The sequence below is a fragment of the Pseudooceanicola nanhaiensis genome, from assembly GCF_020171315.1.
In the GTDB taxonomy this organism is placed as follows: domain Bacteria; phylum Pseudomonadota; class Alphaproteobacteria; order Rhodobacterales; family Rhodobacteraceae; genus Pseudooceanicola; species Pseudooceanicola nanhaiensis_A.
This window is the reverse complement of record NZ_JAIUZP010000005.1, coordinates 303,812-318,420: the sequence shown is the minus strand read 5'-3', so window position 1 is coordinate 318,420 and position 14,609 is coordinate 303,812. Positions and strand designations below refer to the sequence as shown.

Here is a 14,609-nt window from a genome sequence, read left to right as displayed (position 1 = left end):
GGGTGGCCAACCGGACGGACCCTAAGATGACTGACAGCAGCAAGAGCCCGGGCAACGACCACGTGGGGATTTCCGACGGGGTCGCGGCGCGGCGCTATTTCCGCAAGTTCGAGGCGATCATGGCCCACATGGGCCGGGTCGCGGGCGTGATGGAGGCGGAGGGTGATTTCACCCGTGCCGAGGTGACGGCGCTGGCGCGGCATGTCTCCGCGCTGACCTTCACCTTCCGCGCGCTCTCGATGAAATACCTGATGACCGGGCGCGATACGGGCCGGTTCTTCGGCTCGCTGACCATCGACAACCACGAAAGCGGCTTTCCGGCAGCGCAGGAGCTGATGGTGATGGCCAATGACGCGCAGCAGGCCGCCCGCCACCTGCGCGACATGCCCACGGTCGAGGAGCTGAAGGCGCAGATGCTGCGCAAGATCATCGGTGACCTCGAGGTGCCGACGAAGCTGCAGTTCGCCCTGTCGCAGCGGCTCTACTACGAGGAACTGGCGCGGGGGGAGCTGTTCTGGCCGCGCAACGATCCCGAGGCGGTCTGGCTGGGCGATGTCGGCGAGGGGCGGCGGCGCTACCTGCTGCACTGGTCGGTCTACGACACCGAGGTGAACCTGCCCTGCCTCTACCTGATGGAGGTGGAGGACACCGGGAAGGTCGCCCTGCCCAAGGACGAGCGCCGCTGGCCCGAGGCGCAGGCCCACCTGATGGCGCAGAGCCTCGGCGGGCTGAAGCTGCTGACCATCGCCAGCGGCTTCGACGCGGATTTCGATCACCTGCACCCCAAGCGCCTGCGCCGGTTCCACATCGGGCCGATGCATTCCTCGGCCTATACCCGCCAGTCCGGGCCGATCCACGACGTGCTGGTCGAAGCTTCCTCGACCGAGGGGCAGGACTGGGCGCTGGTCTGGACCGAGGAGCGGCTGGAAAGCGAGCGGGTGACCACCGAGGCGCAGGGCTGGTTCGGCCGGGTGGAGCGCGAGGTCTATGCGCTCGATCCCTTCGGCGGGCGCGGCGTGGACCTTGGGGCGACGGAGATGGTCCGCTCTGTCATCCTGCCGGCGCGGCCCTTCCAGGTGCTGAGCGAGCGCAACCCGCCGGGCTTCGCCAACGTGCGCAAGTTCGTGGTGGCGCCCGACGGCGCCGTGCTGCGCTACCGGTGAGGGCGGGACATGAGATTTGAGGCCTCCGGCGGGGATATTTTCGAACAGTGGATGAGGGGGAGCGCATGAGCCTGACCGGAAACCGCATGGAGTTGCGGGAAGAGGACATCGTGAAGCACTACCCCGCGGCCTTTGCCCTGCTGGAGGGCTTTGACCATGCGCCGCGGATCGCGGCGGGCGGGGCTGCACCGGTGGCGGAGCGGTCCTCCGGGATTGGCACGCGGCGGCGGTTCCGCTCCACCACGCCGGGACTGGCCGGGCGCAGCGTGGCGCGGCCCGAGGGCGTGCGGCTGCTGGAGCGGATCGAGAGCGCGGAGGCAGAAGACCCGCTGGTCTCGCCCCGGCAGGCCGCCGTCATGGGGGCGCTTCGCCGGGCCCTTGCCGTGGCGCTGGCCATGGGGGAGCAGCTTTCCGAGGCGAGCGGGCTCGACGGGCTGAAGCGGGCGAACCTTGAAGGGGCTCTGCCCGCCGACCGGAAGGCGGACTTCGGCGCGTTGCTGACGGCGGAGGCGCTGGTCGTGCTCCATGTCTGCGCCAATACGCTGGCCTACCTGCTGGCCCCGCATCTGGGCGAGGTCACCGTGGAGCCGGGCGAGGTGGAGGAGATCCTCACCGACAATGCGCCGCTTGCGCTGCACGGGATGCTCTGGGAGCTGGATCAGGACATCGCGGCGCTTGGCACCGACGAGGCGCGGCTGGTGGCCGTGGTCGCGGGCTTTGCCGAGAAGGTCATGGAGAAGGTCGCGGCCCGCGCGGCCACCGCCCCGCGGCTGGAGGCCTTCACCTCTGCCGCATGGCGGGTGGAGGCGGACGACCTGACGCTTCAGGGCTTCACCCCGGCGACGAAGGCGCGCGGCAGCGTGCTGACCATGGCCTTCAAGAAACCGCACGAGGTGGTGGGCAACCACATCGCCAAGTACCAGGCGATGAAGCTGGCCAAGATGCTCATGGCCTATGATTTCGAGCGGCGGCTGAACCCCTTTGCCGAGTTGGGCGGCTTCATCTTCACCTTCATGGGGGACGGCGCGCCGGGCACCGGCAAGACGACGCTGATCCAGATGATGGCGGGGCTCTTGAACGACTATTGCCAGGTGGCGGGCTATCCCTTCCGCTACCAGAATTTCGGCATCGACAATATCGACAGCTATCAGGGCAAGTCGGGGCAGAACGCCAAGGCCTTCATCCAGACTGTGCTGGACCCGGGGGTGATCGGCTTCGGCACCATCGATGACATCGACCAGATCGCGGGCAAGCGCGGGGACCGGCAGTCCTCGGCCGGGCAGCAGGAGGTGACGGCGGTCTTCATGGAGGCCTTTGCCGGGGCGAACACCGTTGTGCGGGGGAACTGCACCTTCGGCATGTTCTCGAACTATCCCGAGAACGTGGATGACGCCCTGCGGCAACGGGCCGGCGCGCGGTTCCTCGTGGACGGGCCGCAGACGCGGGAGGACTACATCGACATCCTCGCCCTGCTGCTGGGGAAGAAGCACGACATCCCGCTGGGCGCGCATGAGCTTTTCGCCGCGCAGGAGATCAAGCGCGCTGTCGCCGCCTCTTTCGAGGGGCACGGCCGCCCGAAGGAAGCCGGCCTGCTGGCGGTCTGGGAGCGGGTCGAGGACCGTCTGGGGCGGCTCGATACGATTGCCAAGCTGGGGGAGTATCTGAAGGCGATCCAGCAGGCCGATCCCCGCTTCACCGGGCGGGCGATCAAGAACATCACCGATGCGGTGAAGGTGCGGGCGATGGATTTCGAGCTCCCCGATGCCTGGATGGAAGAGCCGGAGCTGTTCCTCTTCAAGGACTACGACACCAAGGCGGCGATGATCGCCGAGCTGCGCCAGCCGATCACGGTGGAGATGGTGGTGCAGGAGATCAACCGCTACGCCGACAGCGAATTCCGCTATGCCGACAAGTCCGACGAGGTGGCGATCGAGGCCATGGTGCGCGACTTCGGGCGGCAGGACGAGGCGAAGCGGCGGTATCTGGAGGGGAAGGGATGAGCGTGGTTTTCAGCCCAGACACATCCGTATGGAGCGGAACGCGCGGTCGATCCGTCCTGATGCAGTGCGCCGCTTACGCAGCGGAGGCCCGGCCATGAAACGCCTTATCGAAAAGGGCCTGATGTTCGGCAACCTCGTCCACATTCAGGCGCCCTCCATGATCGAGCGCTACAACCGCGCGCTGGAGCATCTGGCGGGCAAGCGCACGGCGTTGAAGGATTTCCACGTCGATATCTCGGGCTTCAGCCCGGAGATCGGGGAAGAGCTGGACGACCACCTCTACCTCAACCGCAACGGGGTGAACCGGCAGTTCATCCTGCTGACCACGGACCAGAAGCGCGCGCCGCTGCTGAACGCGAAATTCTCGACCTCGCGGTCGATCCTGCGCAGCTTCATCGAGGAGAACGAGCGCCAGCTCTTCGCCCTGACCGCGCAGGACGCGGTGGCGGGGGAGCTGGTGAACTCCGTCTTCTCGGTGCGCGATCCCGCGCGGCTCTTCGACATCCGGCGGGTCGAAATCGAGGCCGATACCACGACAGGTACGGTGCGCGCGGCGGAGGCTCTGGGCAAGCTCTCGGACAGGTTCCTGCAGGAGGAAGACGCCTGGTTCGATGACGTGCTTATCGCCCAGATGATCACCACCGCGAAGCGGACCGGCGACGTGACCCGCAACCCGGTGCGGCTTAAGACGATGTCCTTCCGGCAGGAGAACTTCTGGACCGCGCATTTCGGCGGTCTCTACGTCTTTCGCGGGGTGGACCATCCCGCGACGCTTGCGGCGGGGCCGACGGAGCCGCTGGAAGGAATCCCGGGCGAGGTCTTCTCCCTCACCCGGCAGCGCAACCGCGTGGCCCGGTTCCTGGAGCAGAACGACCTCGTCGAACCCATCGTGAAGGCCCGCGGGATAGATGCGGCGGCGATCCTGCGCCAGAAGATGGATTTCATCGTCGTGGACGCGGCACAGGAGAGCGGCGTGAACCTGCAGGGCGCGACCCGGCGCGACATCCGCGCCCTGGCCCGCGATCATGCCGAGGCGCTGCCAGAGGAATACCACGCCCTGCGGGACCTGCTGGCCTGGGCCGAGGACGGCGGGCGCTGGCCGCGGATCTCCTCGGATCACCCGGCCTATTTCTATACCCTGCGCGCGGCGGATCACGCCGACCGGGACCTCGTGAACATGGTGCTGGCCGAGCTTTCGCCGAAGGATGTGCGCCAGCTCTTCATCTGCCACAAGGAGCTGTTCTACCGGCTCTATTCCGGCTGGGGCGAGACCAAGAAGGCCTATGTGGCCGATTTCCTCGCGCGGGAATACCAGGTGGACAAGGCCGGCGCGCGGCGGGCGCTCTTCGGGCACGACGCCCCGATGGAGGCCGCCCCGCCACCGCCACCGCCGCCCGTTACTGGGCCATGGTCGCCCCGCGCCGCCACCGCTGCGGCCCCGGCGACCGACGACAGGATTGCACAGGTCGGCCCCTGGGGCGCCGTGCTGCGCGGGAGGGAGTGATCCATGGTTCAACTGTTCCGCCTGATCCTCGTCGGCTTTGTTGTGCTGACAGTGCTTTACGTCATCGTGTCGATCTGGTCGCGCGAAACGCGGCGCGCCAAGCTGAAAGCGCGCTGGAAGGCCGAGGGCCGCACCGGGGACCGCAGGGCATGGATGCGCGAGGAACTGGAAGACTACGACCAGTCCTTCCGTCGAAAACTGATCCTGCTGATCTACATCGTCCCGGTGATGGTGGTGGCCTTCCTCATCTACTACGTGAACTTCTGGTAAGGGGACCCTCATGGTCTATGTGAAATGGACGTTCTGGGCGATCGTCTGGCTGCTGGTGGCGGCATTCTTCCACTACACGCTGCCGCAGCGCGACATCGTGCGGATCACCGACACCTTCGAACGGCGGATCGACTTCGGCGAGAACTCGATCTTCTGGGCCTCGCCCGGGCCGGGCAACCAGGTCGGCGGGCCGAACCGGGACGTCTTCTTCATCCAGACGATCAAGACCAACGGTAAACCGCTGGTCTATCGCAACGAGGACACCAGCTGGGGCTGGCCGCCCTATTTCAAGTTCGACACCAACAACCTGCAGACCGAGGCGGCCGACCTGCGCTCGACCTCGGACAACCCGAAGTGGGTGGCGGTGACCCATTACGGCTGGCGCAACGAGTTCCTCTCGATCTTCCCGAACGCGGTCGGGGTCACGCAGGTCGACGGGCCGGACGCGCGCTTCATCCCCTGGCTGAACATCGTGATCATCGTGGTCTTCCTGGCGCTGGTCTGGGCCGTGCGGGTGCGCTGGATCCGCTTCCGGCAGCGGCGCATCGACCCGGTGGTCGCGGATGCGGGCGAGGCCTGGGACGATATGAGCGACAGCGCGCGGGAGAAACGCGGACGGCTGGCGCGCTGGTGGCAGAGCTGGACGGGCAAGTGAGCGGCGCGTTCCGGGGCTGACCGGGAGATACCCCGCGGAACGTCCCTGCGGGCCGTCCGGCGGGGGCGCCTGCGGCGGGCGGGGTTGGGGGCTGTCTGCCCCCCTTGGCCCTGCGGGCCAATTCCCCCCGAGGATATTTGCGGCAAGAAAATTGGAAAGGCGACATTGAAAAGGCCGGGGAGAGTGCCCCGGCCTTTGCGTGTCGATGATGGGCTGGGTCAGCCGAAGGTTCTCGTCAGCGCCACGTCGATGGCATCGGTGATGCGGTCGATGTCTGCCTCGGTCGCGATCAGCGCGGGGCTGAGGCAGAGCGTGTTGTTGAGGCCCGGCAGCGAGCGGTTGGTGACGCCGATGATCACGCCTTGGGCGCCGCATTCCGCGACCACCTGCTGGGCGAGTTTCTCGGGCACCGGCTCCTTGGTGGCGCGATCGGTGACGAGTTCCGCGCCTTGGAACAGGCCGAGGCCGCGGACCTCGCCGATCACCGCGTGTTTCTCCTGCAGGGCAAGGAGGTTGGCGGTGAGGCGGTCGCCCATCTTCTGCGTGTTCCCGAGCAGGTCCTCGTCTTCGATGATGCGCATGTTCTCGAGTGCGGCCGCGGGGCCGGCGGTGCAGCCGCCGAAGGTCGAGATGTCGCGGAAGTAGTTCAGCGGATCGGCGGCGTCATCCTTGAAGAGGTCGAAGACCGCCTCGGTCGTGACGCAGCAGGCGATGGCGGCATAGCCGGAGGCCACGCCCTTGGCCATGGTCACGAAGTCGGGCTCGATCCCGAACTGCTGGTAGCCGAACCAGCTGCCGGTGCGGCCCACGCCGCAGACCACCTCGTCGATGTGCAGGAGCACGTCGTACTTGCGGCAGATCTCCTGCACGCGCTCCCAGTAGCCTTTCGGGGGCACGATGACGCCGCCGCCGGCGGTCACCGGCTCGAGGCAGATCGCGCCCACGGTGTCGGGGCCCTCGCGCAGGATGACCTCCTCGATGGCATCGGCGGCACGCTGGCCGTAGGCCTCGCCGGAGAGGTCCCACTGGGCGCGGTACTCGAGGCAGTGCGGCACCTCGATGAAGCCCGGCGCGAAGGGGCCGTATTGCGCGTTGCGCTCGGGCTGGCCGCCAGCGGAGAGGGCGCCGATGGTGGTGCCGTGGTAATCCCGCTCGCGGAAGAGGATCTTGTGCTTCTTGCCGCCATAGCGCTTGTGGGCGATCTGGCGGACCATCTTGAAGGCCTTCTCGTTGGCCTCGGAGCCCGAGTTGCAATAGTAGACGCGGCTCATGCCGGGCATCTTGGAGATCAGCTTCTCGGAGAAGAGCGCGGCCGGGATCGAGCCCGCGGAGCCGGCGAAGTAGTTCAGCTTCACCAGCTGGTCGCGGACCGCGTCGGCGATGCTTTCGCGGCCGTAGCCAACGTTGACCGTCCAGACGCCGCCGGAGACCGCGTCGAGGAATTCGCGGCCCGCCTGGTCCCAGACGCGCATCCCCTTGCCCTCGACGATGACCCGCGGCTCGCCGGTCTCGAAGGGCTTGTGCTGGGTCAGGTGGTGCCAGACATGGGCGCGGTCCGCCGCAACCACGCGGGAAATGTCGTTGTCCTTGTATGCGCCGTCCATGGCGATGCTCCGCTGAAAGGGTGAGGTTGGGGGAAGCCTAGGCGCGTTGTCGACACTTGGCAATCGGGCGCGGCGCTGCGCGGCTGGTACATGGGCGGCGGGCTGCTATGGTGCGCGCAAACATGCAAGTGGAGCCCCCGATGACCGAAGCCGACCGCGCCCTCCTGATCCGCTGTTTCGAGGCCGCCATTGCCGCCGCAGACCCGAAGGCGGCGCTGGCCGCCCATCTGCCGGAGAAACCCAAGGGCCGCACCGTGGTGATCGGCGCGGGCAAGGGCGCCGCGCAGGTGGCACAGGCCTTCGAGGACCTCTGGGACGGGCCGCTGGAGGGAGTGATCGTGACCCGCTACGGCTATGCCGCGCCGTGCAAGCAACTGAAGGTGTTGGAGGCGGCGCATCCGGTGCCGGACGAGGCAGGGCTTGCGGCGACCCGTGAGGTGCTGGCGGCGCTGGAGGGGCTGACCGAGGATGACCTCGTGGTGGCGCTGGTGACCGGGGGCGGCTCGGCCCTGCTGGCGGCCCCGCCGGAGGGGCTGGAACTGGCCGATGAAGTGGCCCTGAACGAGGCGCTTCTGGCCTCGGGCGCGCCCATCGGGGCGATGAACGCGATCCGCAAGCAGGTGAGCCGGGTGAAGGGCGGACGGCTGGCGGCAGCCGCCGCCCCGGCCCGGATGGTGAGCCTGATCGTCTCGGACGTGCCGGGCGATGACCCGGGCGAGGTGGCCTCGGGTCCGACGGTGCCGACGACCGTGGGCCGGGCGGCGGCGATGCAGGCGATCCGGGATTACGACATCACCCTGCCGGAGCGGATCATGGCGCATCTGCGCGAGGCGCCGGAGGATGCGCCCGATCCCGCGGAGCCGCGCTTTGCCCGCAACAGCGTGACCGTCATCGCCTCGGCCGCACGCTCGCTTGAGGCGGCGGCAGAGGTGGCCGAGGCCGCCGGTGTGCCCTCGGCGATCCTGTCGGACGCTATCGAGGGCGAGGCCCGCGAGGTGGCCAAGGTCCATGCCGCCATCGCGCGCGAGGTGCAGGCCAAGGACCGGCCGTTCGCGAAGCCGGTGATGATCCTTTCGGGCGGCGAGACCACGGTGACCCTGCGCGGCAAGGGGCGCGGCGGGCGCAACAGCGAGTTCCTGCTGTCGCTGGCGCTGGAGATCGAAGGCGTGGCGGGCATTGCGGCGCTGGCGGCGGATACCGATGGCATCGACGGGTCGGAGGACAACGCGGGCGCCTTTGCCGATGGCGAGACGGTGGCCACGATGCGCGCCGCGGGGATTGACCCGTCGGCCCTGCTGCTCGGCAACGATGCCTATACGGCCTTCGAGGCGGTCGAGGCCCTCTTTGAACCGGGGCCGACCGGCACCAACGTGAACGATTTCCGGGCGATCCTGCTGCGCTGACGCGAGGGGGGCGTCAGGGGCCTTTGACGGCACGCTGTGCTGCCCCCCACCTGCGGTGTGCCGGGGGCCGATAGAGCACCCCGCAAAGTTCAGGGGGCCCGCCGTTCGCCCGGCAGGCCCCCTTACTTTTCGTCTCACTTGGCGCGGGATCAGTCGGCGAGGCAGCCGCGCAGGGACGCCGAGAGGCCTTCCATCAGCGTGGCATAGAACTCCGGCCCGGTGGGGATGTCCTGCCCGAGCGGGTCAAGCGTGCCAGTCTTGAGGTCGAGATCCTCTGCGATCCGCTCCATCGACGACGCGCTGAACTGAGGCTCGGCGAAGATGCAGGTCACGCCTTCCGCGGCGATGGCCTCGCGCAGCTCGGCAAGGCGCGCGGGGCTGGGGCTGGTGGCATCGCTCATGGAGATCGCCCCGCGGGACGGCAGGCCGAAGCGGTTTTCAAGGTAGTGATAGCCATCGTGGAAGACCACGTAGGCGCCGGGCAGCTCCGTCAGCTGAGCCGCCATCTGGTCCGCAAGGGCCGCGATCTTGTCCTGCGCAGCGGCGGCATTGGCGGCATAGGTGTCCGCATGCTCCGGATCGGCTTTGGAGAGCGTCGCGGCGATGGTCGAAAGCCAGGCGGAGGCGTTCTGCGGGTCGAGCCATGCATGCGGGTCGATCCCGCTATGGTCGTGATGATGTTCGTCCTCGGCGCCATGCGCGGCGGCGTGGTCATGATCATCATGGTCTGCGGCATGATCGTGGTCATCATGGTCCGCGGCGTGATCGTGATCATGGTCGCCATCGTGATCGGCATGATCGCCGTGGTCATGATCGTGGTCATGCCCTTCGTGATCGGCGTGATCGTCTTCGCCGTGCTCGTCCCCATGGTCGTGGTCATGATTGCCCGCCTGCTCGAACAGCGCCTCGGTCCGGAACATCAGCGTCTCGACACCCGGGGCCTCCAGAAGTTCGACCGACTGCGCCTTCGGGGCCAGCGTGCCGATGGCCTCGCCCAGCCACGGCTCCAGCGCCTCGCCGACCCAGAAGATCACGTCGCTGCCCGCCAGCTGCTTCGCCTCGGAGGGGCGCATCTGGTAGCCATGCGGCGAGGCCCCCGGCGTCATGGCCAGACCCGGCGTGCCGAGGTCGCCCATCACCTGCATCACGAGGGACTGCACCGCGGGGATGTCTGCCGTGACCACCGGCACCTCGGCGCGCGCGGTCCCTGCGAGGGCGGTTGCGCCCAGCAGAGCTGCGGAAAAGCCGAGACCAAGGCTTGCATTCAGGCGGGTTCTCATGGAAGTCCTCCGGGGGGATGTTATACAGTAGCCCCCACCTAACGCGTATGTTATAATATCACAACCCCCGAAAATCCGGCGCGCCGGAGGGGCAAGCTGTTCGTGGCCGTCGCACCTGTGACGGCGAGGAGGTGAGAGATGAGCCAAGGATCGACCGACCCGCAGGGCATCGTGGGCTTCGCCGCGCATGATCACAGCGCCTGCACCCGCGCGGCCCTCGCCCTCGCGGAGGAGACCTGTGCCGAGAAGGGCCTCAGCTTCACCCCGGTGCGGCGGCGCACGCTGGAGATCCTGCTGGAAAGCCACGTGGCGCTCGGCGCCTACGACGTGCTGGCGCGGCTGGCGGAGGACGGGTTCGGCTCCAAGCCGCCGGTGGCCTACCGGGCACTTGGTTTCCTGATGGACAACGGGCTGGCGCACCGGATCGAACGGCTGAACGCCTTCGTCGCCTGCGCTCATCCCGGCGCAGCGCATGACCCGGCTTTCTTCATCTGCCGCAAATGTGGCGCCGTGGCGGAAGCGCAGGGCGTGACCCCGCTTGACGCCAGCGCGGACGCGGCCGGCTTCGCGGTGGAAAAGACGACGATCGAGGCAGAGGGGCTCTGCCCGCTGTGCCGGGAAGAGGCAGCATGAGCCTGTTGACCGCCCGCCGACTGACGGCTGGCTTCGGCGGCCAGCAGGTGCTGCAGGGCGTCGACCTGTCGCTCGAACCCGGGGAGATCGTGACGATCGTCGGGCCCAATGGCTCTGGCAAATCCACGCTGCTGCGGGTGCTGGCCGGGGCGCTGAAGCCCACCGGCGGCACGGTGACCCGGATGCCGGGGCTGCGCATCGGCTATGTCCCGCAGAAGCTGCACATCGACAGGACCCTGCCGATGTCGGTGATGCGGTTCCTGAACCTGCCGCACCGCGCCCGCCCCGACGCCATCGCCCGCGCGATGGCGCGGACCGGCGTGGCCGAAAGCCTCGCCCAACGCCAGATGGTCGACCTCTCCGGCGGCCAGTTCCAGCGTGTCCTCCTCGCCCGCGCCCTGCTGCAGGATCCCCATATCCTCATGCTGGACGAGGCGACGCAGGGCCTGGATCAGCCCGCCTCCGCCGCCTTCTACCAGCTGATCGACGAGATCCGGCACGAGATCGGCTGCGCCGTCCTGATGATCAGCCACGAACTGCACGTGGTGATGAGCGCCTCCGACCGGGTGGTTTGCCTGAACGGACATATCTGCTGCCAGGGGACGCCCGAGGTGGTCAGCTCCGCGCCGGAGTACCGGGCCCTCTTCGGCCGCGGCACGCAGGGGGCGCTGGCGCTCTACCGCCACCAGCATGACCATGACCACGACGAGGGCTGCACCCACGATCACGGGCATGATCACGGACATGACCACGCGCACGCCCACGATCACCTGCACGACGACCCGGCCCCGCGCCATGCCACCCTCCATACCACCCAAGGACGCCCCTGAATGCTCGACGATTTCCTGATCCGCGCGACGCTGGCCGGGGTCGGCGTGGGGCTGGGTGCCGCGCTGCTGGGCTGTTTCGTGGTCTGGCGCCGGATGGCCTATTTCGGCGATGCCACCGCCCATGCGGCGATCCTCGGCGTGGCGCTCTCGCTTGGCTTCTCCCTGCCGATCCCCGGCGGCGTCCTCGTGGTGGCGCTGGTCATGGCGCTGACGATCACCGCGCTCTCGCGCCGCGGGCAGGCGATGGACACGGTGCTGGGCGTGCTGGCCCATGCGGCACTGGCCTTCGGCCTGATGGCCGTCGCCTTCCTGCCTGGCGCACGGCTGAACCTCGAAAGCTACCTCTTCGGCGACATCCTCTCGGTCTCGAAATCCGATCTCGCGCTGGTCTGGGGCGGCACGGTGCTGCTGGCGCTCTGGCTGGCCTGGCGCTGGCAGGCACTGCTCACGGCCACACTGAACCCGGACCTCGCCGCCGCCTCCGGCATCGACCCCGAGCGGGAGCAGCTGGGCCTCACCCTTGCCCTCGCCCTCGTGGTGGCGCTCTCCATCAAGGTCGTGGGCGCGCTGCTGATCACCGCCCTGCTGATCATCCCCGCCGCCGCCGCCCGCCCCTTCGCCCGCACCCCCGAGGCGATGCTGGGCCTCGCCGCCGTCGTGGCCGTGGCCTCCGCCCTTGGCGGGCTGCGCCTCGCCTGGGTGCTCGACACGCCCGCAGGGCCCTCGATCGTCACCTGCGCCGTGATCCTCTTCGCCCTCGGCCAGATCGTCGCCCGCCTGCGCCGCGGCTGACCCGCCACATCCACTGTTCCCAAATATCCTCGGGGGGAGTCGCGGTACGCGACGGGGGCAGACAGCCCCCCTCCCCGCCTGCGGCACGCGCCCGGCCCCTCGGGCCCCCGCAGTCCGCCCCTGCACTCAGTCTCCACAATCGCCCCCCGCGCACGAGTGCCCCTGCCGCCTGTGCGCTTGACAGCGCCGCGCCGCAGCGGCAGCGTCGCCCCCATTTCCGCCGCCCCACCACCACCGACAGGGAGCCCGCAATGGCCAAGGAAAACCGCAGCTTCGCCGTGATCGGCCTCGGCGCCTTCGGACAGACCGTCGCCGCGGAACTGGCGCGCTTCGGCAACCACGTGATCGGCGTGGACATGGACGAGCGCCGGGTGAACAGCATGGCCTCGGTGCTGACCGCGACCGTGATCCTCGATTCCACCGACGAGGGCGCCCTGCGCGAAGCCGGGATCGAACGCTACGATGTGGCGCTTGTGGCGATCGGCGAGGACATCCAGGCCTCGATCCTCACCACGATGAACCTCAAGCTCTGCGGCGTGAACACGATCTGGGTGAAGGCCTCGAACCGGACCCACCACCGCATCCTGATGAAGCTCGGCGCCGACCGCGTCATCCTGCCGGAGCAGGAGATGGGCCGCCACATCGCGCAGATGCTGAACAACCCGGTGATGCTGGACTACGTGAGCCTCGGGAACGGCTATTCCGTGGTCAACATGGCGGTGCCCGAACGCATGGCGGGCCAGCCGCTGAAGGCGCTCGACTTCACCGGCCATGACCTGACCCTGCTGGGGGTCATGCGCGGGACCGAGTTCCGCCCCGCCCACAGCCGCGACTACACGCTGGAAAAGGACGACAAGATCATCGTCCTCGGCAAGCGGCCCGAGCTGCGCAGCTTCGGCGATCAGATCTGAGCCCGTCATGGCCCTGATCCCCAAGCAAACGCTCCAGCGCATCGCCCGGATGCCCGCGCCGGCGATCCTGGCGCTGGCCTATGCGCTCTTGATCCTCGCCGGGGCGGCGCTCTTCATGCTGCCTTTCGCCCGCACGATCCCGATCAGCTGGGGCGACGCGCTCTTCACGGCCACCTCTGCCGTGACGGTGACCGGGCTCGCCGTCTTCGACATCGGCACCGGGCTCACGCTTTTCGGACAGGTGGTGCTGGCGCTGCTGATCCAGCTTGGCGGGCTGGGGCTCATGACCTTCGCGGTGCTGGTGCTGGCAGCCCTCGGCCTGCCGGTGGGGATCACCGGCCACGTCTACCTGCGCGAAGACCTGAACCAGAGTTCCATGACCCAGGTCCGTCTGCTGATGAAGACCATCGCCAAGGTCGTCCTCTTCTGCGAGATGACCGGCACCTTGCTGCTGGCGCTGGTCTTCGTGCCGCAGGAAGGGGTCTGGCAGGGGCTCTGGACCGCGCTCTTCCACGCCATCTCGGCCTTCAACAACGCCGGTTTCTCGACCTTCCCGAACGGGCTGGTGCCCTATGCCACCGATCCGATCGTCAACATCGTGATCCCTGCGCTCTTCATCGTGGGGGGCATCGGCTACGTGGTGCTGCAGGACGTGTTCAACCAGCGCGACTGGCGCCGGTGGACGCTGCACACCAAGATCATGCTGCTGGGAACGGCGGTGCTGATCCCCTGGTCGGTCGGGCTCTTCGCGTTTCTGGAATGGCACAATACCGGCACGCTGGGCCACCTCCACGGGGCCGTGGCCAAGCTGACGGTCAGCTGGTTCCAGGGCGTCACGACGCGCACCGCCGGGTTCAACACCACCGACATCAGCGCGATGCACGACAGCACGACGATGATGTTCATCTCGATGATGCTGATCGGCGGAGGGCCCACCTCTACCGCGGGCGGAATCAAGGTCACCACCTTCGTCGTCATGCTGATCGCCACGATGGCCTTCTTCCGCCGCCAGTCGCAGCTGCACGCCTTCGGGCGCAGCATCAGCCTCGACGAAGTGCTGAAGGTCATGGCCTTGACCGCGATCAGCGTGCTCGTCGTCTTCATCGGAGTCTTCCTGCTCGCCGCCTCGCACGAGGGGCATTTCCTCGACATTTCCTTCGAAGTGGCGAGCGCCTTCGGCACCGTGGGCCTGTCGCGCGGCTTCACCGGGGATCTGTCGGGCTTTGGCCGGGCGGTGATCATGGCGATCATGTTCCTCGGCCGCGTCGGCCCGCTGACGCTTGGCTTCTTCCTCGCCACCCGGTCGACGCCGCGCGTGCGCTACCCCGCCGGACAGATCCACCTCGGCTGACGGTCCGGAGGCCGGCCGGGCGCACCCAAGAATTTTGGAAAATTCTTGAGAAAATTCTTCGAAGAATTTTCCCGCGCGGCATCCGGGGCACCGTATCCCGCAGCGAGGCGCCCGGCGCGGGCCCCGGCGAATCGCCGCCCGTCGGACGGGGGCCCGGGATGGGGCCAGGACGAGGCAAAGGGCACGTTCGCGTCATTGTCCCGGGCCCGCCCT

13 protein-coding genes are annotated in these 14,609 nt (G+C 68.1%); 11 read left to right on the top strand and 2 right to left on the bottom strand.

Annotated features, from left to right (window positions below):
- The first annotated feature begins 26 nt into the window (after window positions 1-26).
- The 5 genes from LCM32_RS09150 to LCM32_RS09130 all read left to right on the top strand — a co-directional run bounded on the left by LCM32_RS09150 (window position 27) and on the right by LCM32_RS09130 (window position 5,592).
- Window positions 27-1,163: a hypothetical protein gene (locus tag LCM32_RS09150; protein ID WP_224820745.1), complete on the top strand. Its 1,137-nt coding sequence runs from the start codon at window positions 27-29 to the stop codon at window positions 1,161-1,163.
- Between the two features lie 65 nt (window positions 1,164-1,228).
- Complete coding sequence (locus LCM32_RS09145; protein WP_224820744.1) at window positions 1,229-3,163, top strand: AAA family ATPase; 1,935 nt, start codon at window positions 1,229-1,231, stop codon at window positions 3,161-3,163.
- A 94-nt stretch (window positions 3,164-3,257) separates the two neighbouring features.
- The gene (locus LCM32_RS09140; RefSeq protein ID WP_224820743.1) at window positions 3,258-4,667 is read left to right on the top strand and encodes a DUF6638 family protein; all 1,410 of its coding nucleotides are present in this window, start codon (window positions 3,258-3,260) and stop codon (window positions 4,665-4,667) included.
- Window positions 4,668-4,670: 3 nt separating this feature from the next.
- Window positions 4,671-4,937, top strand: a complete 267-nt coding sequence (locus LCM32_RS09135) for a hypothetical protein (protein WP_224820742.1) — start codon at window positions 4,671-4,673, stop codon at window positions 4,935-4,937.
- Window positions 4,938-4,947: 10 nt separating this feature from the next.
- A complete protein-coding gene (locus tag LCM32_RS09130) occupies window positions 4,948-5,592 on the top strand; it encodes a DUF1523 family protein (protein ID WP_224820741.1) in 645 nt (214 codons plus the stop codon).
- Window positions 5,593-5,810: 218 nt separating this feature from the next.
- On the opposite strand, the gene LCM32_RS09125 is transcribed toward LCM32_RS09130, so the two are convergent.
- Entirely contained in the window at window positions 5,811-7,196 is a 1,386-nt protein-coding gene (locus LCM32_RS09125) for an aspartate aminotransferase family protein (protein WP_224820740.1), read from the bottom strand.
- Window positions 7,197-7,336: 140 nt separating this feature from the next.
- Here LCM32_RS09125 and LCM32_RS09120 point away from each other — a divergent pair, with 140 nt between their 5' ends.
- Window positions 7,337-8,599, top strand: a complete 1,263-nt coding sequence (locus LCM32_RS09120) for a glycerate kinase (RefSeq protein ID WP_224820739.1) — start codon at window positions 7,337-7,339, stop codon at window positions 8,597-8,599.
- 149 nt (window positions 8,600-8,748) lie between these two features.
- On the opposite strand, the gene LCM32_RS09115 is transcribed toward LCM32_RS09120, so the two are convergent.
- Window positions 8,749-9,879, bottom strand: a complete 1,131-nt coding sequence (locus tag LCM32_RS09115; protein WP_224820738.1) for a zinc ABC transporter substrate-binding protein — start codon at window positions 9,877-9,879, stop codon at window positions 8,749-8,751.
- A 138-nt stretch (window positions 9,880-10,017) separates the two neighbouring features.
- Between LCM32_RS09115 and LCM32_RS09110 the strand changes: the two genes are divergently transcribed.
- The 5 genes from LCM32_RS09110 (at window position 10,018) to LCM32_RS09090 (ending at window position 14,396) form a co-directional block, all read left to right on the top strand.
- A complete protein-coding gene (locus tag LCM32_RS09110; RefSeq protein WP_224820737.1) occupies window positions 10,018-10,512 on the top strand; it encodes a Fur family transcriptional regulator in 495 nt (164 codons plus the stop codon).
- Entirely contained in the window at window positions 10,509-11,342 is an 834-nt protein-coding gene (locus LCM32_RS09105) for a metal ABC transporter ATP-binding protein (RefSeq protein WP_224820736.1), read from the top strand. The genes LCM32_RS09110 and LCM32_RS09105 overlap by 4 nt, the downstream gene beginning before the upstream one ends.
- Window positions 11,343-12,134, top strand: a complete 792-nt coding sequence (locus LCM32_RS09100; protein ID WP_224820735.1) for a metal ABC transporter permease — start codon at window positions 11,343-11,345, stop codon at window positions 12,132-12,134.
- A 251-nt stretch (window positions 12,135-12,385) separates the two neighbouring features.
- Window positions 12,386-13,045, top strand: coding sequence for a potassium channel family protein (locus LCM32_RS09095; RefSeq protein WP_224820734.1), 660 nt, complete (start codon window positions 12,386-12,388; stop codon window positions 13,043-13,045).
- 7 nt (window positions 13,046-13,052) lie between these two features.
- Complete coding sequence (locus LCM32_RS09090; RefSeq protein ID WP_224820733.1) at window positions 13,053-14,396, top strand: TrkH family potassium uptake protein; 1,344 nt, start codon at window positions 13,053-13,055, stop codon at window positions 14,394-14,396.
- Window positions 14,397-14,609: the final 213 nt, after the last annotated feature.

Excerpts from the sequence above, each read along its gene's own strand:
- LCM32_RS09105 (WP_224820736.1), top strand. The coding sequence starts at position 10,509 with ATGAGCCTGTTGACCGCCCGCCGACTGACGGCTGGCTTCGGCGGCCAG.
- LCM32_RS09110 (WP_224820737.1), top strand. The coding sequence starts at position 10,018 with ATGAGCCAAGGATCGACCGACCCGCAGGGCATCGTGGGCTTCGCCGCG.
- LCM32_RS09150 (WP_224820745.1), top strand. The coding sequence starts at position 27 with ATGACTGACAGCAGCAAGAGCCCGGGCAACGACCACGTGGGGATTTCC.
- LCM32_RS09095 (WP_224820734.1), top strand. The coding sequence starts at position 12,386 with ATGGCCAAGGAAAACCGCAGCTTCGCCGTGATCGGCCTCGGCGCCTTC.
- LCM32_RS09115 (WP_224820738.1), bottom strand. The coding sequence starts at position 9,879 with ATGAGAACCCGCCTGAATGCAAGCCTTGGTCTCGGCTTTTCCGCAGCT.
- LCM32_RS09120 (WP_224820739.1), top strand. The coding sequence starts at position 7,337 with ATGACCGAAGCCGACCGCGCCCTCCTGATCCGCTGTTTCGAGGCCGCC.
- LCM32_RS09145 (WP_224820744.1), top strand. The coding sequence starts at position 1,229 with ATGAGCCTGACCGGAAACCGCATGGAGTTGCGGGAAGAGGACATCGTG.
- LCM32_RS09130 (WP_224820741.1), top strand. The coding sequence starts at position 4,948 with ATGGTCTATGTGAAATGGACGTTCTGGGCGATCGTCTGGCTGCTGGTG.
- LCM32_RS09100 (WP_224820735.1), top strand. The coding sequence starts at position 11,343 with ATGCTCGACGATTTCCTGATCCGCGCGACGCTGGCCGGGGTCGGCGTG.
- LCM32_RS09090 (WP_224820733.1), top strand. The coding sequence starts at position 13,053 with ATGGCCCTGATCCCCAAGCAAACGCTCCAGCGCATCGCCCGGATGCCC.
- LCM32_RS09135 (WP_224820742.1), top strand. The coding sequence starts at position 4,671 with ATGGTTCAACTGTTCCGCCTGATCCTCGTCGGCTTTGTTGTGCTGACA.
- LCM32_RS09140 (WP_224820743.1), top strand. The coding sequence starts at position 3,258 with ATGAAACGCCTTATCGAAAAGGGCCTGATGTTCGGCAACCTCGTCCAC.
- LCM32_RS09125 (WP_224820740.1), bottom strand. The coding sequence starts at position 7,196 with ATGGACGGCGCATACAAGGACAACGACATTTCCCGCGTGGTTGCGGCG.